Here is a 25,980-nt window from a genome sequence, read left to right as displayed (position 1 = left end):
ACTAAAATGAAAAAAAATTAAATTATTTTTAAGAAAGTTTTAGACCTCAATTTTGTTAATTTGTATAAATTTGTGAAGTAATTTAAAAAAACTATGAGAAAAATATTTTTATTAGCTATGCTAACTGTTTTAGGAACAACGTTTTCTAACGCTCAAGAATCTTCTAAGAAAACTAAAAAAGCAAAAACAACAGTTGCTGCATTACCAAAAGTAGATGGCGCTGGAATGGTTTTTGAAAACGAAACAATTGATTATGGAACTATAGCTCACAATGCTGATGGTAACCGTCAATTTGTATTCACAAACAATGGTAACAAACCATTAGTTATCACTAACACACAAGGATCTTGTGGATGTACTGTGCCTACTACACCAAAAGAGCCAATTGCACCAGGAGCAAAAGGAGTTATTGGAGTAAAATATGCGACTGACAGAGTTGGTCCATTTACAAAAACTGTTACTGTAACTTCAAATGCTGAAGGACAAGCAACAAAAACACTTACAATTAAAGGTACAATTTTGCCAGATGCTGCACCAGCTGCAACTAAAAGCTAATACTCTTTTTTTAACAAAATAAAAGAAAGGCTTCCTGATTTTAGGAAGCCTTTTTTATAAAATGTCTCGTCCTGAAAAAAGTTGACTATAATTACCTTAATTATGTCAACAGAAAGAAAAGAATTCAAAAAGCCGTTAGCTCCACAAACTTTCGGAGAGCTATTCAAAAAGCAAGTAGTAAAAGAATTTGAACAGGGATTATTTACAAAAGCGGAACTTCGCAGGCGCTATAATATTCGTGGTAACAGCTGTATACCCCGTTGGTTAAAAAAATATGGTAAATTTACCTATCAAGATAAACTAACCATTGGCCGTCCTATGAAAGATCCTCAATCTCAGCGCATCAAAGAACTTGAAGCACAATTAGCCAAGAAAGAACAAGAATTGTTGGTTTTTAAAAAGTTTATAGAAATAGCCGAACGAGAGCTAAAAGTTGAGATTGTAAAAAAGTCTGGTTCCAAGCAGTCCAAGAAATAAATCATATTTACAGGATTAGTCCTCAGGGAATATGTCGATTGTTTGGGTATAGCAAACAAGCTTATTATAAACGAAAAACACATCTGTTAAAATCAGGTTTAGACAAAGAGTGCCTAAACTCTTTAGTGATGTCAGTGCGTCAAAAACTGCCCAAAACGGGAGGTAAAAAACTATATTTTATGTTGAAAGATGATTTTAAGAAACATCAAATAAAGATAGGCAGAGATAAATTATTTGATTTTTTACGAGATGAATATTTATTAGTTCCGAAAGTTCGAAGATATTACAAGACAACCAATTCAAGACATTGGATGCGTAAATATCCAAACTTAATTAAAGAGATAGAAATCAAAAGGCCTGAGCAAATTTGGGTAGCTGATATTACTTACCTTAGAACTAAAGATAAAACACATTATTTACATCTGATAACAGATGCCTATTCGAAGAAAATTGTGGGCTATAAATTATCGGATAATTTAATGGCAGCTTCTACATTAGAAGCTTTAAAAATGGCTGTTATTAATAGAAAATACAGTAACAATCTTATACATCATTCAGACAGAGGCTTGCAGTATTGTAGCAAAGAATATACCGAATGTTTATCCAGAAACAACATTCGGATAAGCATGACGCAAAGTTATGATCCCTATGAAAATGCAATTGCAGAAAGGGTAAATGGAATTTTAAAAGAAGAGTTTGGATTATTTGAAATTTTTGAGAATGTTGAAAACTTAAAAAAGCAAGTCGAAGAATCTATTCTGTTTTACAATCAAATTAGAGTCCATTTGTCTATAAATATGCTTACTCCTAATCAAGCGCATTCTCAAAATAATATTAAACTAAAACGATGGAAAAAAATAAATCGGAACAGAAGTAATTCTGTCCCGATTTAACTAATTTTATAATATTAATCGAGTCAACCTTTTTCAGGACAACTCAAAACATTATTCATACAATGAGAAAACTCGAGAACAGCGAACTAGATAGGAAATCAATTGACGATTTTAAGAAATCTGAAAAAACACCTTTAATTTTGGTTCTAGATGACATACGCAGTTTACACAATATAGGTTCCGTTTTTCGAACTGCTGATGCTTTTTTGATAGAAAAAATAATTTTGTGCGGCATTACAGCTACCCCTCCCAATAAAGAAATTCACAAAACAGCTCTTGGCGCCACCGAAACCGTCACTTGGGAACACCACGAAAATGTACTGGAAGTTATCACAAACTTAAAAAAAGAGAACATCATTACTCTTGCCATCGAACAAGTAGAAAGTGCTATTTTCCTTCAAAATTTTAAAGTAGAGAAGAATCAAAAATATGCTTTAATCTTCGGTAATGAAGTCTATGGAGTAGCACAAGAAGCTGTGGCTTTATGTGATGGTTGTATTGAAATTCCGCAATTAGGTACTAAACATTCTTTGAACATCTCAGTAAGTGCCGGGATTGTAGTTTGGGATTTATTTCAAAAAATGAATTGGCCAAAATAAAAAGTATTATTTAGAAAAAAACAATACTTTTATATAATGAGAAGATATGTTTTTTTTAGAATAATTATACTCGTATCCTTTTTATTTTCAAATAGATCCTATTCATTTTATGTTATAAAAGAGAATACTAAAAAATCTATTTTACCAACAAATATATTAGGCAACATTAGTATAAAAACGGCTGTTGCTATTGACCCTCCTTCAATAAGTGCTGATGGGAATCAAATATATTGTTCTCAATCTCATTTGAAAATTGCAAAAAATGTAATCATAACGCATGACCCCTCAGAAACTGGTACAGATGCCGTATATATTCAAATTGCCTCAGGTTATGTAAAAGGTCAGGATTTCCTTGATTTAAGCAGTGCTTTTACCTCTTCAAATTCTTCAATAGTTGCAAGTTTCAATGCAACTGAAGGAAAACTTAAATTATATAGTCCAACCGACAGTACAATCCCCTATGCCGACTTTGAAACAGCAATTGAAGAAGTTGAATTTTACAATTGGTCAGCATCGGCATCAGGAACTCGAACTTTCTCCATTAGCACAGGAGACATGGGACAATTAAGTTATCTACCCCGAAATGGTCATTATTATCAATATATCCCTGATTTAGGCATTAGCTGGACATCGGCAAGAGATAAAGCTGCCGCAAAAAACTACTATGGTCTTCATGGCTATCTAGCCACATTAACAGCCGAGGATGAAGCACAATTAGGCGGAGCGCAAGCCTCCGGAGCAGGATGGATTGGCGGAAGTGATGCCCAAACAGAAGGCGAATGGAAATGGGTTACTGGCCCTGAAGCTGGGACAATTTTTTGGTATGGCAAAAACAATGGTTACAGCCCCAATTACGCAAATTGGAATTCACCTGATGAACCTAATGATAGAGGAAATAACGAAGATTATGCTCATATAACTGACCCCGCGGTTGGAAACCTTGGAACTTGGAATGACCTGCCAGAACCAGGTGATGGTCCAGGTAATTATTTTCCTAAAGGCTATATTGTAGAGTATGGCGGCATGCCTGGAGATATTGTTCTACATCTTACAGCCAGTACTACTTTGACAATTGCTTCTATAACAACTACTACACCTGTAACAAGATGTAATGCTGGAACAGTTACACTTCAAGCAACTACTACCGTAGGAACCATTAATTGGTATGATACTGTAACAGGCGGAAATATATTAGGTACTGGACCTAGTTTTACTACTCCAAATTTAACAACTACAACAACTTTTTACGTAGAAACCACTACCCAAGGCTGTACAACTAACAGAACAGATGTAGTAGCTAGAATAAACATTAGCCCTACAATCACTTCTGCCAACTCACCAACACCTCTTTGCGGATCAGGGACATTTCAATTAAAAGCAACACCTAGCGAAGGAGTTGTAAATTGGTATTCGCAAACTGGAGGAACAATCGTTGAAACAGGATTATCCTATACAACTCCAACTATTACAACTAATACGACTTATTATGCCGAAGCTAGTTTTAGAGGTTGTGTTAGCACCACAAAAACTCCAATTAACTTGATTATTTACCCACTTCCACAAGTAAGTGATCAAACTTTGACAAAGTGTATTTCACAGACTATTACTCTAGACGCAGGCCTTCCCAATATGACTTATCTTTGGTCAACTGGCGCTACCACACAAACTGTTAATATTATCGATAAAGGTGAGTATACTGTAGCCGTAACAAGCCCTTCTCCTCAAAACTGCACCAGCAAAAAAACAATTAATGTATTTGAAAATAACAAACCCAAAATAAAAAACATAGTCGTTGATGAAATAACAGCTACTATTGAACTAGAACAGAACGAAAATTATTTTGAATATTCTATAGATGGAATTAATTTTCAAAGTTCTAACGTATTTATAAATACTCCAATTGGACTACAAACTGCCTATGTTCGAGAAATAAATTTATGTAGCAGCGACCAAAAAACATTTATAGTTATTGTTGTCCCGAAATTTTTTACTCCAAATAATGATGGATATAATGATGTTTGGAGAGTAAAAGGCATAGAAAACTATCCCTTAGCCGAAATCAATATTTTTGACCGTTACGGAAAATTAATAACGCAACTTAATAGTTTTAATACTAGTTGGAATGGCACATTTAACCAAAAAATATTACCCGCATCCGATTATTGGTATGTATTAAAAGTAGATAAAGAAAGTCCAGAAGTAAAAGGACATTTTTCGTTGAAGAGATAATATTACAAAATGCTTTTTTCCTGAATTTTATTTAATACAAAAAGATAATCTTCCTGATTATTTACAAAATCACGATCGGAAACATCAATAACCAAAACATTTAAATCAGTTTGAGTTTTGATATATTCTAAGTAGCCTTTATTTATTTTTTCTAAATATTCAGCAGTAATATCTTGCTCGTAACTTCTGCCACGGTTTTTTATATTTTGCAATAAACGACCTGTATTTTGATAGAGGTAAATATACAAATCAGGCTTTGGCATTTCCTTATAAATAATATCAAAAAGAGTACGATACAATCTAAACTCATCAACTTCCAAAGTAATTTTAGAAAATAACAGCGATTTAAAGATATGATAATCGGCAATAATAAAATCTTTAAACAAATCAAATTGCGACAAATCATCTGATAACTGCTGATATCTGTCTGCCAAAAAAGACATTTCTAAAGAGAAAGCATATCGACTTTGATCTTCGTAGAATTTGGGCAAAAAGGGATTATCGGCAAAACGTTCCAAAACCGTTTTAGCATTAAAATCCTGAGCCATCTTTAGTGCCAAAGTAGATTTTCCTGCGCCAATATTTCCTTCAATAGCAATATAATTATACTGATTTAAGCGAATAGAATTCAAAGGATTTGCTAATTTCTGAACTACTTCACAAACACTGTCATCGGGTGTTATTTGAAGCAATTCTGGAATTGTTTTTTTCAAAATTGGATGCATCCAATCTAAATTTAGATCCTGAAAAGGCAACAAGACAAATTTTCGATTTTGCATCAACGGATGAGGAATTTGAAGATGCTCAACATGAATGATTTCAGAATCAAAAGCAATCAAATCGATATCAATAATTCTAGATTGATAACCAGAATTTTCATTACGAATGCGTCCCAGTTTTTTTTCAACCAGCAAAACTTGTTTCAAAATTTGCTCAGCATCTTTAGTGGTATGCAAAACCAAGGCACAATTATAGAATGCCTCACTTTCAAAACCCCAAGAAGGTGTTTCATATAAATTGGACACTTTTATAATAGTCCCAATTTCCTGATGAATCAGTTCCAAGCACAATTCGATGTTTGTCAAACGATTGCCTTGATTACTTCCTAGAGATAAAATGACTTGATACTGTAATTCCATATTAAGCGCAAATTAAGTGAAAGAATTTTAGAATAACATTATATTTGGTCACTCTGTTGCATTTTATTTTTATTAGCGACTGTAACAAATTAACACTTCTTGATACTTATAAAGAAAATATAATATATGAAATTTTTAGGAAACGTAATGGCTACCATTATTGGTATTTTTGTTTTTTGCATGTTATTTTTCTTTGGAATACTGCTTATTGGAGCAATTTTCGGAGGCGAAGAAGGAAAAATTGAACTCAAAAACAATTCGGTTATCGAATTGAAATTAGATGACATATCCGATGATTATGCTGGAAAATACAAAGACCCTTGGATTGATATTTTTTCAGAGAAAAAAAACATAGGACTTACTGATGTTATCAACTCAATTGCTATAGCAAAAACAGATAATGATATCAAAGGAATTTCTATTTTGAACCAAAATTCATCATTGGGACTAGCACAAAGCAAAGAACTTAGAGAAGCTCTCGAAGATTTTAAAAAATCAGGAAAGTTTGTTATGGCATACGCCAATGAATATACGCAGAAAGATTATTATTTGAACTCTGTTGCCAATACCATTTATTTGAATCCATCTGGAGATCTTGATTTTAAAGGATTATCAACTGAAATAATGTTCTTTAAAGATTTACAAGAAAAATCAGGAGTAAAAATGGAAGTTATCCGTCACGGAAAATACAAAAGTGCCGTTGAACCTTTCATTGAAAACAAAATGAGTGATGCTAATAGAGAACAAACAACTGCATTATTAAACTCGGTTTGGAGTTCAGTATTGCAGGATATCTCAACAAGTCGTCATATCCCTGTCGCACGATTAAACGAAATAGCAACTGGTTTATTAGCGCGAACTCCAGAAATGGCAAAAGCTAACAAACTTATTGATATTGTTGCTTATGAAGATGTGTACCATGACGCAATCAAAAATGCATTGAAAGTAGCAAAAGACGAAGATTACAACAAAATTTCGATATCTGATTACACTCAAAAAGTAGTCACTACTGCTATAACTTCTGAAAATGACAATCAAATTGCCGTAATCTATGCGCAAGGCGAAATCCAAAGCGGTGAAGGAGATGTTAATGTAATTGGTGAAGGTTCTATGCGTCGTTCTTTTCAAGAGGCTAGAAAAAATAAAGATATAAAAGCTGTTGTACTTCGTGTAGATAGCCCAGGTGGTAGCGCCTTGACATCTGATTTAATTTGGAGAGAAATTGAACTGACTAAAAAAGTAAAACCAGTTGTAGTTTCTATGGGGAATTATGCTGCCTCTGGAGGATATTATATTTCATGCAATGCCAATACCATTTTTGCCGAAAAAAATACCATAACAGGTTCTATTGGGGTTTTTGGAGTTTTACCAAATTTTAGTCAATTATCTACCAAAATTGGAATTAATACAGAACAAGTAACAACAAATGAAAATGCCAAATACAGTCCGTTTGTACCTTTAAATGAAAAATTTAAAAGTGTAACTCTCGAAGGAATTGAAAGAGTTTATAGAACATTTGTAACACACGTTGCCGAAGGAAGAAAAATGACTTTTGCACAAGTAGATTCAATTGCACAAGGTCGCGTTTGGACAGGTACGGAAGCGAAAAAAATTGGTTTGGTAGATAAAATTGGAAATTTAAATGACGCCATTAATGAAGCCGCATCATTAGCAAAAATCAAAGATTACTCAACTCAAAACTTCCCAGAATACGAAAAAGATTTTTCAGATATATTAGCAAAACTTCCTTTTGCAAAATCAAAAGAAGCTTTAATCAAAGAGGAAATTGGAGAGCAAAACTATTTTATATTACAACAAATTAAAAAAATGCAACTTCAAAAAGGAATCCAAACCAGAATGCCTTTTGAAATTTCAATACAATAATTTTTTTAAAATAATAAAACTCAAACCCTTTCCGTTTTAAACTGAAAGGGTTTCTTTTTATGAAATCGCCATGATTCCAAAATCATAAAATAAAACTAAAGAATGGCGATACCATATTCCGATGAAAAAACAAATATTATCTTCTTATGAAAATTTTACCTACTAACTAATTAATAAACCCTTATTTTTGTAAATAGTAACCCAAATTACCGAATCCATATGCTAAAGAAAATTTTAAAAATCGTTGGAATTGTATTAGTTGTACTTGCTGCTTCCCTATTTGCAATCCCTTATTTCTTTAAAGATCAAATAAAGGCAAAAATTACCGAGGCTATCAACGAAAAAGTGGATGCCAAAGTTTCTTTTACCGATGCTGACTTAAGTTTATTCAAAAATTTTCCAAAAGCTACTGTAACTCTAGACCGGTTATTGATTATCAACAAAGCTCCATTTGAAGGGGACACTTTAGTTTCTTTGGGCGAATTGAATTTAAAAATGTCTATAAAGGAATTATTTAAAGGCAAAGAGGAAGCCATGGAAATTGAAGGAATCACTTCAAAAAATGGTTTTATCAATATTATATTCAACAAAGATGGAATTGGAAATTTCGATATTGCTTTAAAAGACAACAATCCTAAAGAGAATGACACCAAAAGCAAGCCATTATCATTGAAAATTCAGAAGTATCAAATTGAGAATTTCAAGTTCCAATACTTTGATGAAGCATCGCAAATGAAAATGATTATTGACAGTTTAAATCACGAAGGAACAGGGGATTTTAGTGGTTCAAAACTAGATTTAGATACCAAATCGACTGCTAAAGTTTCATTTGATATGGGGAAAATCAATTACATGAAAAATGTTGCTTTGTCACTAGATGCGGTTCTTGGGATTGATTTAGAGAAAAGCAAATACACATTTAAAGAAAACAAAGCTTTAATCAATCAATTGCCGTTAGAATTTGACGGTTTTATACAAATGGTAGATACTGGACAAATCTATGATTTGAAATTCAAAACACCGACTTCCTCATTCAAGAATTTCTTGGGATTGATTCCTGCTGCCTATTCTTCGAGTTTAGAAGGTGTAAAAACTACTGGAGATTTTACAGTTAATGGTTTTGCAAAAGGGATGCTTACGGACACTACCATTCCAAAATTCAACATTGCCATTGCTTCCAATAATGGATCTTTTCAATATCCGAACTTACCAAAATCCGTTCAAAGTATTGTGATTGATACAAAAATAATAAATGAAACGGGAATCATGAATGATACTTATGTCAATCTGGACAAACTTTCTTTTAGAATAGATCAAGACGTTTTTGATGCCAAAGCCAATATAAAAAACATAAGCACTAACGCATTGGTTGATGCCGCTTTGAAAGGAACAATCAACTTAGCCAATCTTTCTAAAGCATATCCTATAAAACTTAGCAAACCACTTACCGGGATTTTAAAAGCAAATGTTACCACCAAATTTGATATGGCTTCAGTCGAAAAAAGTCAATATCAAAACATTAATAATGCGGGAACTATTGGTTTAACAGGATTTAATTATGATGATGGAAACGGTAAAAACATGACCATAAGTAATGCCTTGGTACAATTTAATCCAAGTCAGGTGAACCTAAAACAATTTAATGCCAAAACTGGAAAAAGCGACCTTAGTGTAACGGGAGTTTTAGATAATTTTTATGGCTTTTTGTTTAGAAAACAAGAGTTAAAAGGGAATTTCAACATGTCTTCTAATCAACTAGTTGTTAGTGATTTCATGACAACCAGCACTGCTCCAGCCACTACAGGAACTACAGAAACTAAAGCACCAGCAAAAACTTCGAAATCCGAACCCTTAAAAATCCCTGCTTTCTTAAATTGTACGCTTACCGCAAAAGCCAATACAGTTCTTTACGACAACCTAACATTGAAAGCTGTTTCGGGGAAAATGATCATCAAAGACGAAAAAGCAACCTTAGAAAATGTAAAAACATCCATTTTTGGGGGTAATATTGGGGCCAGCGGATCAATTTCTACCAAAGGGAAAACACCAATTTTTGACATGAATCTTAATTTGAACCAAGTTGATATTCAACAAAGTTTTACTCAATTAGATATGTTGAAGAAAATAGCACCGATTGCTGGTGTTGTAAATGGAAAAATAAATACTACTATCAAATTGAACGGAAATCTGGATGCTACTGAAATGACCCCTGATTTAAAAACAATTTCTGGTGATTTGATTGGGCAATTACTTTCTACAACTATAAATTCGAACAATTCGACATTGTTGAAAGCGTTGACTTCTAATATAAAATTTGTCAATTTAGATAAAGTAAACCTCAACGACATCAAAACCTATTTAACTTTTAAAGATGGTAAAGTTAATGTAAAACCATTTGACATCAAGTATCAGGATATAAAAGCCACAATTGGCGGAACGCATGGTTTTGATCAAAGCATGGATTACAACATTAAATTCAATGTTCCTGCCAAATATTTAGGTAAAGAAGCCAATGCTTTTATCGCGAAAATGTCTCCTGCTGATGCTGCTAAATTTGACAATATTCCAGTAACTGCTTTGATGACGGGTAACTTTAGCAATCCGAAAATCTCCACAGATATGAAAACGGTGATGACTAATTTGACCATGCAATTGGCCAAACAGCAATCGGATAAACTGCTTAAAAAAGGAGGTTTAGAATTGGACAAATTTCTAAACACCAATAAAAAAACAGATACTGACACAACTAAAACCAATGCCCAAAAAGAAGATATTAAGAAGAAAGCAGGCGATTTATTGAATGGTTTATTCAAGAAGAAAAAACCAGCAGAACCTGCTGCACCATAAATTGTTTAAGCCAAAAGCCGTTTCCTAATAAATTGAAACGGCTTTTAAATTTAACAATAGTTCGATTTATTCCCCCTAATTATCTTCCTCTTCTGTTGCTGTTAAACCTTCATCAATTGGTTCCCAAAGCTCAATTTTGTTTCCTTCGGAATCCATAATGTGTATAAATTTTCCATATACAAATGTTTCCATATCATCGAGAATAGTTACTCCGTTTTCTTTAAGATTTTTTACAAGCTCTTCAATATTCTGAACTCTGTAATTAATCATAAATTCTTTTTTAGATGGTACGAAGTAATCACTCCCCTTTTTAAAGGGACTCCATTGCAGTTGATTTACTTCGTCAGGATTATCAATATTTCTGGATTCAAAAGTAGAACCCCATTCATTGACATCAAGACCTAAGTTTTTAGCATACCATTCTCTGGTTTCAGCCGGATTGTCTGAAAAAAAGAAAATTCCGCCAATTCCTGTTACTTTAGGGATTGCATATTCTGTTTTATTTTTTGAACCTTCCATAACTTTTATCTTTTGTTTATTCATTATTTCATGAATACAGATTTCATACAAGAAAAATACTAAGTTATGGAAATTATCTGTTTCATCAATCGCAAAATATAAATACCCGAAAATGTCTTTAATAGTAATTTTTAACTCCATTAATTATCCAGAATTATGTAATAAATGATAATGAATAACTAAAAAACTAGCCTAATTACAACTTATTTTAAACATCAATTGACACTACATACCCCTCAAAACTTCTAATATTGAAAACTGTACCATCTTCAAAAATAAGATATTGCCCTTTGATCCCAGTTAATTTTCCTCTGAAATGAGGTGTTTTATCCAGACTTAAACTGGCTATTTTTTTGGGATAACTCAAAACCGGAAAATGCATTTCGTACAGGTCGTTTTTATCCAAATGATAAAATTCCTGAACTTCGGTTGGAATGAGAGTTTCTACTTTTAATTTCTCGGCAATTAAATCAATAGGCACAACATCGTTTTGAAGCATTTTACGCCAATTGGTTTTATCAGCATAATGATTTTTAAGCGCTACCTCGGTAATTCCTGCTAAATAACGGTTGGGTACTTCGACAATAGATATCGCCTGAGTTGCCCCCTGATCAATCCATCGCGTAGGCATTTGCGTTTTGCGGGTCACCCCTACTTTGACCTCACTCGACAAAGCCAAATAAACGATATGAGGTTGTAATTGTACTTTTTTTTCGTAGTCTAAATCTCTATCTGCAATACCAAGATGAGCCGTACTTAACTCTGGTTTCATAATCCAATCGCCTACCGCTGGGCTCGAATAGAAACAGTCGTAACAGAATCCTTGACGAAATATCTTTTTCTTTTTACCGCAATTCAAACATTGATATCCTTCAAAATTAATTTCCAGTTCTTTGTTTAATAGCTGATTCATATTCAAAAAACTGTTTTCGAAAACCAGGTAATATTGGATAGGATTTCCAAATTCGGTTTGCATTTTAGAAAGTACTCCTTGGTATGTCATTGAAATTTTTGATTGTAGATTAACGATTTTAGATTTTAAGTACCGATTCTAGAATTCAAAATTTTTAGAATCCCAAATCTAAGTCATAATCTTTATGACAAATAGAATTGTTTTTTACAAAAAAACACTATTTTTGGTACAAGAGCAAAGTTAGCATTTGTCCATCGATATTCAAATCTTAAATTTCTATCTTTTTCTACTTAGGAAAAAAATCAGAAATCTAAAATCGTTAATCTAAAATCCTAGATCTCCATGCCTTTAGCAATTATAAATTCTATCGCTTCTTGGTTCTTGAAACAAAGAATTCACCAGATTGAGCTTTTCCTAAAGTATCCTAATGAAGTTCAGGAAGAATTGCTGATGAATTTACTCCGTTCCTCTGAAGAAACGGTTTATGGTAAACAATATGATTATGCCTCGATAAAATCATACAAAACCTTTACAGAAAGAATTCCAATTTCTACCTACGAGGATCTGGAACCTTTAATAGAACGTACACGTCAAGGAGAACAAAATGTACTTTGGAGCACACCCGTAAAATGGTTTGCCAAATCTAGCGGTACCACTAACGCTAAAAGTAAATTTATACCTGTAAGCAGCGAAGCACTTGAAGATTGCCATTACAAAGGGAGTAAAGATTTATTGTGTTTGTATTTGAATAATAATGAGGAATCTGAAATGTTTGTGGGTAAAAGTTTGCGCTTGGGAGGCAGCTCGCAGATTTATGAAAATAACAATACTTTTTTTGGTGACTTATCGGCAATTTTGATTGAGAACATGCCAATTTGGGCAGAATTTAGCAGTACGCCAAGCAGTAAAATTTCTTTGATGAGTGAATGGGAAACCAAAATGAGTGCTATCATCAAAGAAACTATAAATGAAAATGTAACGAGCTTTGCAGGTGTCCCTTCCTGGATGCTTGTACTTATGAATAAAGTCCTCGAAGAAACAGGAAAAACAAACCTAATGGAGGTTTGGCCCAACTTGGAAGTATACTTCCATGGAGGTGTAAGTTTTGACCCTTATCGAGAACAATACCAAAAAATACTTCCGCAAAACGGATTCAAATACTATGAAATTTACAACGCTTCTGAAGGCTTTTTTGCTATTCAGGACTTGAATAACTCAAGTGATTTGCTGTTAATGCTGGATTATGGAATTTTTTATGAATTTATTCCGATGGATACTTTTGGAACACCAGATCAAAAAGCGATTCGATTATCGGATGTTCAATTATTCAAAAATTATGCAATGGTCATTACGACTAATGGAGGTTTATGGCGTTATTTAATAGGCGATACCGTCCGATTTACTTCTTTAAATCCGTATCGTATTCGAGTAACGGGGCGCACCAAACATCATATTAATGTTTTTGGAGAAGAATTAATGGTCGAAAATACTGATCAGGCTATCGCCAAAGCTTGTAAAATAACTCAAACTGAAGTAGTTGACTATACTGTTGCTCCCATTTTCATGAAAGGCAAAGAAAAAGGAAGTCATGAATGGATGATCGAATTTAAAAAAGAGCCAGAAGATATTGCTACTTTTCAAAAAATATTGGATGAGACTTTACAATCCTTGAACTCCGATTACGAAGCCAAGCGTTACAACAATATGACCCTTAATCCTCTAAAAATAAATGTAGCCAGAGAACGATTGTTTTATGATTGGCTTAAGGAATGTGATAAACTCGGAGGTCAGCACAAAATCCCAAGATTATCCAACAAAAGAGATTATCTCGAACAATTAAAGGAGTTGCAAAACTTGATTAAAAACTAAAAGAACGGTTCTTTATTTTATGTTAATCTTCAAATATTAAGGTTGACTTTCCAAAATCTTTTTCACGTTAGCTAAATTTTGAGCTTGGTCTTTTTTAATAAAATCTTTAAAAGCTAAAGACATTAAATTCATAGGATAATCAGCATGTCCGTAGAATTCGTTAGTGATTTTTGTTTGATTTTCAGAAATTGCTTCAACTATTGTGGCTGCTGAATCATCACCTTTCATCGGTTTTTCAAAATGAATATCTACATCAATTCTATTGGGTGTTATTTTTGTAATTTGTTGTGAACCTACACCCACATTATCATCTTCACTTACCCAAGATGATTTAGAACCTACAGTTCCATCAACTCCAGTATATTCAATTTTTACTTTTGGATCTTTCATTACCCAAACGCTGTAATTCTCTTGATTTTTAATCATTTTCACATAATCAAAAACCACTTTTTGTGGTTTATCGATTGTAGTAGAAACAGATATCGTATAATCTTTTGGAACAATTAATGCAATTATTAAAAGCAAAGCAATAATTCCAACTATTCCTATCCCTATAAATTTAAGCACTTTCATGTTTGAAGCGTTTTATTTAGCAGGATTTTCATCAAAATTAACCATCCAATGAATCCCGAATTTGTCTACAAACATTCCAAAATAAGCTCCCCAAAAGGTTTTATTCATTGGCATGAAAGGATTTCCTCCCGCAGAAAGTCCGTTGAAAATTCTATCGGCTTCATCGGTGCTTTCTGTATTAATCGAAATGGAAACATTGGAACCAAAAGCTACATCTCCACTTGATTCATTACTATCACTTCCCATCAAAATGGTATTTCCAATAGGCAAACTCACGTGCATGACTCTGTTCGCATCAGCATCTGATAATTTTGCACTATTCTCGTCGATAGGCATATCTTTAAATTTTCCGATATATGGAAATTCTCCACCAAAAACAGATTTATAAAATAGAAATGCTTCTTCGCAATTTCCATTAAAAATTAAATACGGATTAACTGCTGCCATAATTTTTTAAGTTTTTTTTTTTAATTAGTTACTAAGGTTCTAAGTATTCTCTGTTTTTTTTGGAAGTATTACTGCTAATTAAATTCTAAAGTTTTCATCATTATTGTTTAGGTAATTTACTTAAATCCATGTACAAAACATTCCAACGATGTCCGTCCAAATCAGCAAAACCGCATCCATACATCCAACCTTGATTTTCGGCAGGTTCAGAAAAAACATTACCACCTGCTTCCCGTACTTTAGCAGCAAATTCATCAACTTCTTGAACACTTTGGGCATCAATTGAAATCAATACCTCAGATCCGATTTGCGTATCTGACACTTTACTTTGAACAAAGCCCTCAAACATCTTTTCTTCAAAAAGCATGATGACAAAATCACTAACTCCAACAAACATACATGCTGATGAATCAGTTTCATGTTCTACGTTGAAGGCAAAACCAATTTTAGCAAAAAAGGCTTTCGCTTTTCCCACATCTTTTACTGGTAAATTAAGCCATATTTGTTTTACCATCACTATTGTTTTTTATATTTAAAGACATTCTGCATATTTTTTGAAATTATCCAAAATAGCTTGCCATCCTTCGCGTTGCATTTCTTCAGAATTTTCATTTTCAGGATCGAAACTTTCAATAATTTCTACACCATCCTCCAGACCAATAAAGTAAACATCTACTTTTCGATCATCACCCAATTTATACTCTATCAATGAATGATCTTCAACTTTCGTATATTCTCCTTCAAAATCGAAACTCATGGTTCCATCTTTAGAAGCCATAGTAGATTTGAATTTCCCACCCACTCTTAAATCATTTTCAGCATAAGGAGTATGCCAATCCTCTGAGGCATTATTCCATTTCATAATATGAGCTGGAGTAGTCCATAATTTCCAAACTTCTTCAAGAGGAGCTTCTACGATGCATTTAACTGTTAACATAAGCAAATTATTTTCTTATAAAATTACAAATAATCTAAAACAAAACTCTTTTTTAATCACAAAAAAACCTGCTCTATATACAGAGCAGGTTTCAGCAATATTTCTTTAATTATTAAAACTTAAGAAGCAATCTCCAAACGTTTCAATAAATTTTTGTTCAATGTTTCTTTGGCGTATTCCACATCAATTTCTAATTTTTTATCATCAGAACTTGGCAATTCATACATTGCATCAGTAAGGATAGCTTCGCACAACGAACGCAATCCACGAGCACCTAATTTGTATTCCAAGGCTTTTTCTACAATAAAATCCAATGCTTCATCAGTAATGGTAAAATCTACCTCATCCATCAAAAACAACTTTTGATACTGCTTGATTAAAGCATTCTTAGGCTTAGTCAAAATAGCACGCAACGTTTCTCTGTCTAATGGGTCCATGTGCGTTAAAACAGGCAAACGACCAATAATTTCAGGAATCAAACCAAAATCTTTGATGTCTTTTGGGATAATATATTGCAACAAATTGTCTTTATCAATATTATCTACATTTTTAGAAGTAGAATAACCCACAGCCTGACGGTTCAAACGTTTTGAAATAATACGCTCCACTCCATCAAAAGCACCACCGGCAATAAACAAAATATTCTGAGTATTTACCTCAACAAATTTTTGGTCTGGATGTTTACGTCCTCCTTTTGGTGGCACATTCACTACAGTTCCTTCCAATAATTTCAACAAAGCCTGTTGCACTCCTTCTCCTGACACATCACGAGTAATTGAAGGATTGTCGCTCTTACGGGCAATTTTATCAATTTCATCAATAAAAACAATTCCTCTTTCTGCTTTAGCAACATCATAATCGGCTGCTTGTAAAAGACGAGTCAAAATACTTTCAACATCTTCTCCCACATAACCTGCTTCAGTAAGTACAGTTGCATCGACAATAGCAAGTGGCACATCTAACATTTTAGCAATCGTTTTGGCTACCAAAGTTTTTCCTGTACCAGTTTGTCCTACCATAATAATATTACTTTTTTCAATCTCCACTTCATCGTCCAATTGCTGTTGCATCAAACGTTTGTAGTGATTGTAAACCGCAACAGACATTACTTTTTTGGTTTGCTCCTGTCCAATTACATATTGATCAAGGAAAGCTCTAATTTCTTTTGGTTTCTTTAAAATTAAATCACCAATTAGTTTAGATCCTTTATTTGTTTTTAATTCTTCCAGAACAATTCCATGCGCTTGTTCGATGCATTTATCACAAATGTGAGCATCGATTCCTGCAATCAATAAATTAGTTTCCGGTTTCTTTCTTCCGCAGAAAGAACATTGTAATACTTGTTTTGCCATTCTATTTTTGGTTGATAGTTGATGGTTGATAGTTGATGGCTTGTGCCCAACAACTATCAACTGTCAACCAATAACTATTTATCCTCTTCTTAAAACCTCATCAATCATTCCGTATTCTTTGGCTTCGTCTGCAATCATCCAGTAATCGCGCTCGCTGTCTTTGTGTACTCTATCAAAAGTTTGACCTGAATGCTGTGAAATGATATGATATAATTCATCTTTCAATTTCAACATTTCACGTAAGTTGATTTCCATATCAGTTGCAACTCCTTGTGCTCCTCCTGATGGTTGGTGAATCATTACTCTTGAATGTGGCAAAGCAGAACGTTTTCCTGCTGCACCAGCACATAAAAGAACTGCTCCCATAGAAGCGGCCATTCCAGTACAAATTGTAGCAACATCCGGTTTGATGTATTGCATCGTATCATAAATTCCTAAACCTGCATAAACACTTCCTCCAGGTGAATTCAAATAAATCTGAATGTCTTTGGAAGCATCAGCACTTTCTAAGAATAACAATTGAGCCTGAACGATATTTGCAATTTGATCATCAATTCCTGTTCCTAAGAAAATGATTCTGTCCATCATTAATCTTGAAAAAACATCCAATTGAGAAATATTCAATTGACGTTCTTCAATTATATAGGGAGTCATTCCTTTTGGGTTCATTGCCGATACTATTTTATCATAGTACATCGCATTTACTCCTTGACCTTTAATCGCAAATTTTTTGAATTCTTTTCCGTAGTCCATATTATAAAATAGTTTAAGGTTTAAAGTTTAAAAGTTTGAAAGAATTATACAAAGACCATACCTCATTTACAAATGATGTCAATATGTCTTCTTTTTTAGCCCAGATAGTAGTGAAAAGTTTTTGAAATGGATACCTATTTTTTGTTGGTAAAAAAAAGCGACCAGCGGAAGCTCTTTTTTTGCCTTACAAAAAAAGGCAGCAATGAAAAAACTTGAAACGTATAGCTGGAATAGCTCCTAAAAATAATTCAGGGTAAATTCAAACAAAAGAGCGTCAAAAAAAATTTCCTGACGCTCAAATATAAACCTTTTTAATAATTTAATATCAGTAATAAAAGCATAAAATTTAAAAAGCTTTCGGTTTTTATAACTTTCGACTTTTAAAATTTTGACTTTATATACTAAAATTTATTCTCCGTAAGAAGCTGCAATAAACTCTTCGTAAGTAACTTCTTTAGTAGTTGGGTTTGCTTTTTCTTTGAATAATTCCAATAATTTAGCTGCAACTACCTGATCAGAAAGTCTTTTTACTTCTTCTTGGTTAGATAAAACTTTAGCAACAATTCCTTGAACTTCTTCGTCAGTAGGATTTGTTTGTCCAAATTGAGCCATTTGTTGTTTGATTGCATTTGTTGTAAATGATTTCAAATCTTCAAAAGTAATTTTGATATCACTTGTAGCCATTGCTTTTCCTTCGATCAATTGGAAACGTAAACCTTTTTCAGATCTAGCGTATTCAACAATTGCTTCTTCTGGAGTTAATTGTTTTTCTCCAACAGTTTGCAACCATTTGATTAAGAATTCAGATGGCAAATCGAATTTTGTGTTTTCGATCAAAAATTCCTGAACATCAGCCAATAATTTTTGGTCAGCTTGTTGAGCGAATTGAGATTCAGCATCTTCTTTAATTTTTGCTTTCAAATCTTCTAAAGAAGCAACTTTTCCTTCTCCGAATAATTTGTCGAACAATTCTTGGTTCAATTCAGCTGGCTCAGAAACATTGATAGCGCTGATAGTGAAATCAACATCAATTGCTAAATCATGTACATTATCATGACCTACTTTCAAGTAATCCATTAATTGGTGATCGTCTTGAAATAAACCTTTAGTATTTACTGTTACAACATCTCCAACTTCTTTACCAATGAACAAATCAGCCGTAGCTTTATCTTTAAATACATCTAAAGAGAAAGTTGTTTGATTATCAATTCCATTTTCTGCATTTACAAAAGTACCCGCGATATCAGAATCAGCAGTAACTTTTTCTACAGGATTTGCATTTCCAAATTGTTTTTGGATACGTGCAACTTGACCGTCAATTAATTTATCATCAGCAGTAACAACATACTTCACGATATCATTTTTAGCTTCAAGATCCAATTCAAAACTTGGCACTAAACCAATTTCGTATTCGAAAACTAATTCTTCAGCATCCCAGTTGAAGTTTTCGTTTACTTTAGGAAGTGGAGTTCCCAAAAGATTTAATCTTTCAGATTGTACAAAACGCTCCAAAGCCAAATCAACAACTTTTTTTACTTCTTCTTGTTTAATCGCTTTACCGTATTGTTTTTCAACAAGATCTTTAGGCACAGCACCTTTTCTAAAACCTTTTACAGTTGCTAAAGGCATTTTTTCGTTTATTCTTTTTGCTACTTGTCCTTTGTAATCCATGTGAACAACTGTCATTACAATTGTTTCATTCACAGCGTCTATTGCTACTCTTTTGATATCCATCTTCTTCTTTAATTTACATTATAAAATTGGGTCGCAAAATTATGAAATTTTTGCAACCCAAACAAGTTTTTAAAGTTAATGAATTCTAAACCCCTTTTTACTAAAAATCAACAGGTTGAGATCAATCAGTAAATTATAGTTTTAGGAAGCAACTCGATGGTTCTTTCAACTTCTTCCATATCGATATAAAAACTATCTTCCTTCGGGATACCTACTACAAATCCATAATTTATATTTTCCATATCTGTTGTAATTTTAATAACACCACAAAAACGATTTGGAGGTTGCAACGTTAAAACCGACGTTCCTGGCTCAAGCACCATTAATCCATGCATTAAGTGACTGCCTTCAATACCGACAAGAACTTGCGCACCTACACAAGCAGAAATAATTTCCGCCACGCTGTGCTTGGTAACATCAACGATTCGAAATCCATATTTATCACGGAGTTGTTCGGCAATTTCAATTTCATTTAGCATGATACGTGTTTTTCCAGAATCACGCCGTAAAATAAATACTCCAGGGTGTGAAGTACCAGGAAAAATAGACAATAATTTATTTCGATTTATAGAGAATCGTTCGTGCTTACTTTTATTGTTACCCCAATCTTCATCAAATAGTATTGCATTTTTCATAAATGCGGCATTAGTTCGAATTGGATTCATCCCTAACATAGACTCATAATCAAGCATATGCGGACTTGTAAAGATGTTTGAAGTCACTGGCACTCCTTCAGATGCAGCCAATGGATACATAGTACAATCATCCGTTAACCAAAGACCAAAAAATGCATTTCCGTCATACGAATTATAAATAGAGGCGTTAGTTATTTCGGTATCTACAACAATTGGCGGAAAAAAATGCATGCGAGTTGTAAGTTGCGAACGAGGATGAAATAAAAATTGATGCAAATCTTTATAAATAGTACCATTAAGCATCCAGATATTTTGAAACTGGTAGGCACGGGTTGGTTCATGTTTTTTTTCATAACCTCCATGCATCATGGTATATGGATCATCGGTATAAGCAGTACCTGTTACACGATCTAACTGACCCTTAAGAAAATACGCCTTTGAAACAATAGTTGTATTTCCGGGTGCAATTTCCCATGACTTAACAGAAAGGCTATCCAAAACACTTCCTACACGAAACATGGGATTTGGCTTTTTTAATCCTTTAAGGTATTTAGTATATCCTATGGATGTAAATCGAACCTTTTTTTGAATTAATGATTCATCATATATTAATTGTGAATTTTCCATTCGATATCTCCTTTGCAATTAAGTTAATATTATAAGTAGGTTGTAAATTCCTTGCTAAGGTACTTTTTTTTTACATAAAGAGTCAAAATTGTACCGTTTTACAACACTCCATTAACATCATAAAATTATACCCATTACCATACAATAATATTATATAACTCTCAAAATATTTTACACTTTTCACACGTAGACAACTATGAATCAATTACAAATAACAACTTTTTCTCAATCTACTTATGAAACATAATTCATTCTGTTATGGACATTTTACCTCAAACTAAATTCACTCAATGCAATTTAAAATAAAGTGAAGTTATACTTCATACAAACTCACAAAAGTAGAAGAAAACAAAAAATCCCTTTTTATTTCACCAAAAAAACGAATAATGGGGGCATATGAGGGTGTTATACCACTACAAAGCGGGAGTAATACTCCCCAAAAAGGACAATACACCCGCCTTTTTACACCCTGTACCTACCCTTAAAAGATGGGGCTAACCCACTTTTAAGGGTAGTATTACTCCCCATAACAGGGTGTAACACCATTACTTTTAGGCACCTTACACCCCTATTTGTGGGAGGTATAAGGAGGATAATGGGATATAAAAGGACTTTTAATTATGTATAAAAATTGTTTTTATATTTGCTTTGTAGATAATTACTGAAATTTTCTGATTTACACCTAAATCATTCATAATTAAATAAATTGACAAAACATTTAAAACATCTGATTTTACTCTTTCTGGCTTTTGGCCTGATGGTGAATGACAGCATTTTAGATTCCCAATCAAATTCAGCAGAATATTATCAAGTATCCTATCTCAAGACTGAAAACAAATTCAGTCATAAGGATTCTAAATCATACCAATTCTATCAGATTCATTTATCTAAAAAAATTGTTTCTCCAATTCTTTTTCCGCACCTAAAGTTTCAAGATCTATATAATCTTCAAACTAGAGTATTTCTAAAATTGCGAATTGCATTATATCAAAACATAAGCGCAATAAAAGCTCAAGGTACTTTTTTGATTAAAACAATAACTTCAAGTAATCACGATTCCGATTTATACATAGCCTAGAAAATTCCTTTTCTAAGCATTTATGCAATTCCATGCATAATGATGATAAAAAATGTCTAATCATTTATCATTTAAAAAATGTATAAACACAATAACAAAACACGTTTAGAGAAATCTAAACAACCAACTCATTGGCTAAAAAGGAAAATCATGCTAATTATTACGGCATTTATGATAGGAATGTCAAACGGAATGAACATTGGTGATAATATGATTCTCAAAAATCAAAATCATACCGAACAGCATAAAAAAGATTGATTTAAATTTTACCGTAAATTTCGCTAAGAAAAAAACGTAAGGTTCGCTAAGCTTTGTGAACCTTGCGCTCTTTGCGGTTATTTTTTATTATGAATCAAAATTTTTATTTCGTCATAAAACATTACAATACTTTGTGAGACAAAACTTAAAACTTTTTTAAATTTATTTTACATTTGACAATACTAAAAACCAACCAAAATAAACCTACGCGAATGAAAAAAATAATTTTATTAGCATTATTCTTTCCAATACTATCTTTTGCTCAAGAGAAAAAAATATGGGCCAAATCATACCTTAACCAACAAGCTCCAAAATTAGTTGTAGGACAATGGATATCGGAGGAACCAAACATTACAGGCAAATTTATCCTAATTGATTTTTGGGCCACTTGGTGTGCTCCATGTAAACTAGCAATACCTAAACTAAATAAATTACAAAAAGAATTTAAGGATAATTTAATTGTAATCGGACTAAGTCATGAATCAAAATCTAACGTTAAAGAACAAACAAATCCCACAATTGAATATTATAGTGCTATCGATACTAAGAAAAGATTAGAAACCCTTTATGAGATAACTAACATTCCACATTGTGTCATTATTAATCCTGAAGGAGTTGTAGTATGGGAAGGCTTTCCGTTTTCACAAGAAGAAGAATTAACATCGGAAGTCATCAAAGATTTAATGGAAAAAATTGATTATTCTACCTATTCTATTGCTGAATTAAATTCTAAAAAAACAGAACTCGAATTAGAATCCAACTATGTTTTAGTAAACGATTATTTAGAGAAAATTGAAAAAGGAGACATTAGCCATATTCCATTAACAAACATCAGCAAGACAATTATAAAACGTTATTGGGATAACATACCCGAATTACAAACCTATAATAACAATTGGAAAGAGGCAAATCTTAAATTAACTGATTTTATTAAAAAACATGCTCCTGAACTAACTGAATTACTTAAGAACAAAAAAAATGGTGTAATTGATAATGAGGAGTATATTAAAGAATGTAATAAAATTTATGCAAATCTAAGAACCGATTACCCTGATGAATACCCAGTCCTTATAGAAAACAACCAATACAATCTTAAACTCATGTGGAAAGCAACTGCAAGATACATATTGGAAGATTACAGAAAGAACAAAAAAACGTTTCCTACTTCTTGGATTCCAGAAAAACAAAGAGAAATTTCAGAAAACAAGAGAAAATACAAAGTGATAAAACAACGACTAGTAGCTGTTCAAAATGAAATGAATAAAAAAGCATAACATCAAACAATACTATAAAAGATCAATTTAAATTTTACCGCAAAGAGCGCAAAGAAAAAAAAAGCAAAGCACACAAAGTTTTGTGAACCTTGCGTTCTTTGCGGTTATTTTTTATTATGACTCAAAATTTTTATTTCATCACCTACCGATACAAGTCCTAATTCAAGTCCAATTACATTTTGGCCAAACAATACTTTATTGCCGAAATTTCTATATTTCGCTAATGTTTTCAATGGATCTTTCCCTGCAATAATCCCCTTTTCCTGATCAACAGTTGTCATCACACAACGATCACAAGGTTTTACTCCAACAAACGAAAGACTTCCAATACTAAAATCTCTCCAGAAATCTTCTTCAAAAGCTACTCCATTAACAAAAACAAAATTGGGTCTAAATCTGTTTATAGGAACTTTTACTTCCAAACGCTCATTCAAATCGTCCAGTGAACTTTGTCCAATAATTAAAAAAGGGTATGCATCCGAAAAAGAAGTAATTTCATTTCCAAAAATAGCATATTTGGGATCCAGTTTCCGATGACTTTCTTCGGGCATATATACCAATCGAACCGAAAATCCCAACAGTTTTGTAAACCATTCCGTAATAACAGGACTTACTTCAAAAGCATCAATACTATCATCCCAAACGGTTACTAAAGTTTTAGCATTGTCATTCCCAAAAACAGGACGAAGTGGTATATCAATGGATTCTAAAAGTACTTTGTGAGTAATTTTTAAATTATCCCCTAAAATTTCTGGTCGAAAAAGCGCTAATTCAGGATGCTCTCTTTGTGATATAAACCGACCATAATCATCAACTAACAGCCAACGTCGATCCAATTCTAAACCACGATCAGTAACATGAGCTTCTTTTAACGAAATACCACCCAACGATTTTACAGGATACACCCAAATTTCTGAAAGTTTCAACATAATTTTATTTTTTTCAAAACTACAAAATATTCCATCTCAACATTCTTAGTGTAACCCAAAAAAAACAGCCTTATAAAAAGGCTGTTGAAAAAATTAATATTTTAAAATTCATTTATTTTATCCATTTTTCATTGAGGTCAGCAATGATTTCAAATTTAAATCAATAGTTATAGGATCTTAACTTTATTAAAGAATACATGAAAAATTATAGCTAAAAACGCAATTTATTTGTCCTTACCTACAAGAGAATAAACAACAGACTGAGATAAAGACAATATCACACTAAAAAGCATAGCTATCCAAAATGTATCTACGACAAAACCACCAACAATTTTGGTGCATAACAATATTACTAAAGCATTTATCACCAACAAGAACAATCCTAAAGTCACTATCGTAAAAGGCAAGGTTAAAAACACCATTACTGGCTTAATAAAAACATTAAGCAGCCCTAAAACAACTGCGACAACCATTGCTGTAAAAGGACCAGCAACATGAACACCTGGCAATAAATGAGCAATTCCAAAAACCAAACCCGCCGTTACAATTATTCTTACAATCAAACCCATATTATCATTTTTAAAATTTCAATAAATATAATAAAAATTTGACACTATATTCTTCTATTTTAAAAAATCACTTGCTAATTCATAGAACATTACAGGATTCTCGGCATGTAACCAATGCCCAACATTTGGAATAGTTGCGATTGTAAAACTTGGAAAATGATCTTTAATAGCATCCAAATCGCTATCAAGTATATAATTTGAATTTCCACCTCGAATAAAAAGAACAGGTTTTTCAAAAACCAAACCAGCAGCTAATTCCTTACCAATTTCTTCGATTTTTTTATTAAAAACCTCCAAATTAAATCGAAAAGCTAATTGTCCCGGCTCAAGCCAATACAAACTTTTCATCAAAAATTGTCTTGTACCAAAATCTGGAATATAATTTTTCATTATTTCTTCAACATCATTCCTGCTAGGCTTTTTAGAAAAATCTACAGCATTTAATCCTGCCAAAATATCCTGATGATGAGGAGCGTAAAATTTAGGTCCAATATCTGCAATTATCAACTTATCAACTAGATTCGGATAAGTAGCAGCCAAAAGCATCGCAGTTTTTCCTCCCATAGAATGACCAATAACATCAATCGATTCCAAACTATTCTCTTGACAATAATCATAAACATCCTGAACCATAATTTCATAACTAAAATCATCCGAATGAAAAGTGCGGCCATGATTTCGTAAATCCAATAAATGAACCTGAAAACCATCTGCTACAAATTGAGTTCCTAATGATTTCCAATTATCAGACATTCCTAAAAAACCGTGAATTATAAGTAAAGGCTTCCCAGAACCTTCTATTTTTGAGTAAAGCATATTGAATAAATTTAAAGCCGTAAAGATAAAAACTTATCTGTCAATCTATAACATAAAAAATTACTACAGAGTTT

At 32.8% G+C, this 25,980-nt stretch carries 24 protein-coding genes; 10 read left to right on the top strand and 14 right to left on the bottom strand.

The genetic code is table 11. The annotated features are described in order from the left end of the window. Positions 1-93 precede the first annotated feature (93 nt). The 4 genes from ACUN3A_RS11800 to ACUN3A_RS11785 all read left to right on the top strand — a co-directional run bounded on the left by ACUN3A_RS11800 (position 94) and on the right by ACUN3A_RS11785 (position 4,753). Positions 94-555 carry a DUF1573 domain-containing protein gene (locus ACUN3A_RS11800; protein ID WP_445551489.1) on the top strand — a complete coding sequence of 154 codons (462 nt, stop codon included), beginning with the start codon at positions 94-96 and terminating at the stop codon, positions 553-555. A 102-nt stretch (positions 556-657) separates the two neighbouring features. Beyond that, a protein-coding gene (locus ACUN3A_RS11795; protein ID WP_445550800.1) for an IS3 family transposase occupies positions 658-1,925 on the top strand; the annotation gives its coding sequence in 2 pieces (ribosomal slippage) (positions 658-997 and positions 997-1,925; 1,269 coding nt in all). 62 nt (positions 1,926-1,987) lie between these two features. Beyond that, on the top strand, positions 1,988-2,524 hold the full coding sequence (locus tag ACUN3A_RS11790) for an RNA methyltransferase (protein WP_445551488.1): 537 nt from the start codon (positions 1,988-1,990) through the stop codon (positions 2,522-2,524). A 36-nt stretch (positions 2,525-2,560) separates the two neighbouring features. After that, complete coding sequence (locus ACUN3A_RS11785) at positions 2,561-4,753, top strand: T9SS type B sorting domain-containing protein (RefSeq protein WP_445551487.1); 2,193 nt, start codon at positions 2,561-2,563, stop codon at positions 4,751-4,753. A 2-nt stretch (positions 4,754-4,755) separates the two neighbouring features. Here the strand turns inward: ACUN3A_RS11785 and folK are convergent, their stop codons facing one another. Beyond that, on the bottom strand, positions 4,756-5,892 hold the full coding sequence (folK, locus tag ACUN3A_RS11780; RefSeq protein ID WP_445551486.1) for a 2-amino-4-hydroxy-6-hydroxymethyldihydropteridine diphosphokinase: 1,137 nt from the start codon (positions 5,890-5,892) through the stop codon (positions 4,756-4,758). A 126-nt stretch (positions 5,893-6,018) separates the two neighbouring features. Between folK and sppA the strand changes: the two genes are divergently transcribed. Then, positions 6,019-7,776: a signal peptide peptidase SppA gene (sppA, locus tag ACUN3A_RS11775; protein WP_445551485.1), complete on the top strand. Its 1,758-nt coding sequence runs from the start codon at positions 6,019-6,021 to the stop codon at positions 7,774-7,776. A gap of 219 nt (positions 7,777-7,995) precedes the next feature. Beyond that, positions 7,996-10,623 carry an AsmA family protein gene (locus ACUN3A_RS11770; protein WP_445551484.1) on the top strand — a complete coding sequence of 876 codons (2,628 nt, stop codon included), beginning with the start codon at positions 7,996-7,998 and terminating at the stop codon, positions 10,621-10,623. 75 nt (positions 10,624-10,698) lie between these two features. On the opposite strand, the gene ACUN3A_RS11765 is transcribed toward ACUN3A_RS11770, so the two are convergent. Beyond that, complete coding sequence (locus tag ACUN3A_RS11765; RefSeq protein ID WP_445551483.1) at positions 10,699-11,283, bottom strand: VOC family protein; 585 nt, start codon at positions 11,281-11,283, stop codon at positions 10,699-10,701. A gap of 67 nt (positions 11,284-11,350) precedes the next feature. After that, a complete protein-coding gene (locus ACUN3A_RS11760) occupies positions 11,351-12,145 on the bottom strand; it encodes a DUF2797 domain-containing protein (protein ID WP_445551482.1) in 795 nt (264 codons plus the stop codon). Positions 12,146-12,397: 252 nt separating this feature from the next. Between ACUN3A_RS11760 and ACUN3A_RS11755 the strand changes: the two genes are divergently transcribed. Next, entirely contained in the window at positions 12,398-13,924 is a 1,527-nt protein-coding gene (locus ACUN3A_RS11755; protein WP_445551481.1) for a GH3 auxin-responsive promoter family protein, read from the top strand. Between the two features lie 36 nt (positions 13,925-13,960). On the opposite strand, the gene ACUN3A_RS11750 is transcribed toward ACUN3A_RS11755, so the two are convergent. From ACUN3A_RS11750 to ACUN3A_RS11715, 8 genes are all read right to left on the bottom strand, one after another. Beyond that, entirely contained in the window at positions 13,961-14,497 is a 537-nt protein-coding gene (locus ACUN3A_RS11750; RefSeq protein ID WP_445551480.1) for an SRPBCC family protein, read from the bottom strand. A gap of 12 nt (positions 14,498-14,509) precedes the next feature. Next, the gene (locus ACUN3A_RS11745; RefSeq protein ID WP_445551479.1) at positions 14,510-14,944 is read right to left on the bottom strand and encodes a VOC family protein; all 435 of its coding nucleotides are present in this window, start codon (positions 14,942-14,944) and stop codon (positions 14,510-14,512) included. 100 nt (positions 14,945-15,044) lie between these two features. Next, positions 15,045-15,458, bottom strand: a complete 414-nt coding sequence (locus tag ACUN3A_RS11740) for a VOC family protein (protein WP_445551478.1) — start codon at positions 15,456-15,458, stop codon at positions 15,045-15,047. Between the two features lie 18 nt (positions 15,459-15,476). Then, positions 15,477-15,881: an SRPBCC family protein gene (locus ACUN3A_RS11735; protein ID WP_445551477.1), complete on the bottom strand. Its 405-nt coding sequence runs from the start codon at positions 15,879-15,881 to the stop codon at positions 15,477-15,479. A gap of 119 nt (positions 15,882-16,000) precedes the next feature. Continuing rightward, positions 16,001-17,233, bottom strand: a complete 1,233-nt coding sequence (gene clpX / locus ACUN3A_RS11730; RefSeq protein WP_445551476.1) for an ATP-dependent Clp protease ATP-binding subunit ClpX — start codon at positions 17,231-17,233, stop codon at positions 16,001-16,003. 78 nt (positions 17,234-17,311) lie between these two features. Continuing rightward, positions 17,312-17,986: an ATP-dependent Clp endopeptidase proteolytic subunit ClpP gene (gene clpP, locus ACUN3A_RS11725; RefSeq protein WP_445551475.1), complete on the bottom strand. Its 675-nt coding sequence runs from the start codon at positions 17,984-17,986 to the stop codon at positions 17,312-17,314. A 408-nt stretch (positions 17,987-18,394) separates the two neighbouring features. Continuing rightward, positions 18,395-19,720 carry a trigger factor gene (locus tag ACUN3A_RS11720; RefSeq protein WP_445551474.1) on the bottom strand — a complete coding sequence of 442 codons (1,326 nt, stop codon included), beginning with the start codon at positions 19,718-19,720 and terminating at the stop codon, positions 18,395-18,397. Positions 19,721-19,845: 125 nt separating this feature from the next. After that, positions 19,846-20,982 carry a glycosyltransferase 61 family protein gene (locus ACUN3A_RS11715; RefSeq protein WP_445551473.1) on the bottom strand — a complete coding sequence of 379 codons (1,137 nt, stop codon included), beginning with the start codon at positions 20,980-20,982 and terminating at the stop codon, positions 19,846-19,848. Between the two features lie 706 nt (positions 20,983-21,688). Between ACUN3A_RS11715 and ACUN3A_RS11710 the strand changes: the two genes are divergently transcribed. The 3 genes from ACUN3A_RS11710 (at position 21,689) to ACUN3A_RS11700 (ending at position 23,592) form a co-directional block, all read left to right on the top strand. Continuing rightward, complete coding sequence (locus ACUN3A_RS11710; protein ID WP_445551472.1) at positions 21,689-22,060, top strand: hypothetical protein; 372 nt, start codon at positions 21,689-21,691, stop codon at positions 22,058-22,060. A gap of 78 nt (positions 22,061-22,138) precedes the next feature. Beyond that, positions 22,139-22,318 (top strand): hypothetical protein, encoded by a 180-nt coding sequence (locus ACUN3A_RS11705; RefSeq protein ID WP_445551471.1) that lies wholly within the window; start codon positions 22,139-22,141, stop codon positions 22,316-22,318. 212 nt (positions 22,319-22,530) lie between these two features. Then, a complete protein-coding gene (locus ACUN3A_RS11700) occupies positions 22,531-23,592 on the top strand; it encodes a TlpA family protein disulfide reductase (RefSeq protein ID WP_445551470.1) in 1,062 nt (353 codons plus the stop codon). A 104-nt stretch (positions 23,593-23,696) separates the two neighbouring features. On the opposite strand, the gene ACUN3A_RS11695 is transcribed toward ACUN3A_RS11700, so the two are convergent. From ACUN3A_RS11695 to ACUN3A_RS11685, 3 genes are all read right to left on the bottom strand, one after another. Beyond that, positions 23,697-24,521: an MOSC domain-containing protein gene (locus ACUN3A_RS11695; RefSeq protein WP_445551469.1), complete on the bottom strand. Its 825-nt coding sequence runs from the start codon at positions 24,519-24,521 to the stop codon at positions 23,697-23,699. Positions 24,522-24,745: 224 nt separating this feature from the next. Beyond that, positions 24,746-25,090: a phage holin family protein gene (locus tag ACUN3A_RS11690; protein WP_445551468.1), complete on the bottom strand. Its 345-nt coding sequence runs from the start codon at positions 25,088-25,090 to the stop codon at positions 24,746-24,748. Between the two features lie 54 nt (positions 25,091-25,144). After that, positions 25,145-25,906 (bottom strand): alpha/beta fold hydrolase, encoded by a 762-nt coding sequence (locus ACUN3A_RS11685; protein WP_445551467.1) that lies wholly within the window; start codon positions 25,904-25,906, stop codon positions 25,145-25,147. Positions 25,907-25,980: the final 74 nt, after the last annotated feature.

The organism is Flavobacterium sp. WC2509, assembly GCF_052683105.1.
This window is presented reverse-complemented; position numbering and strand designations above follow the sequence as displayed.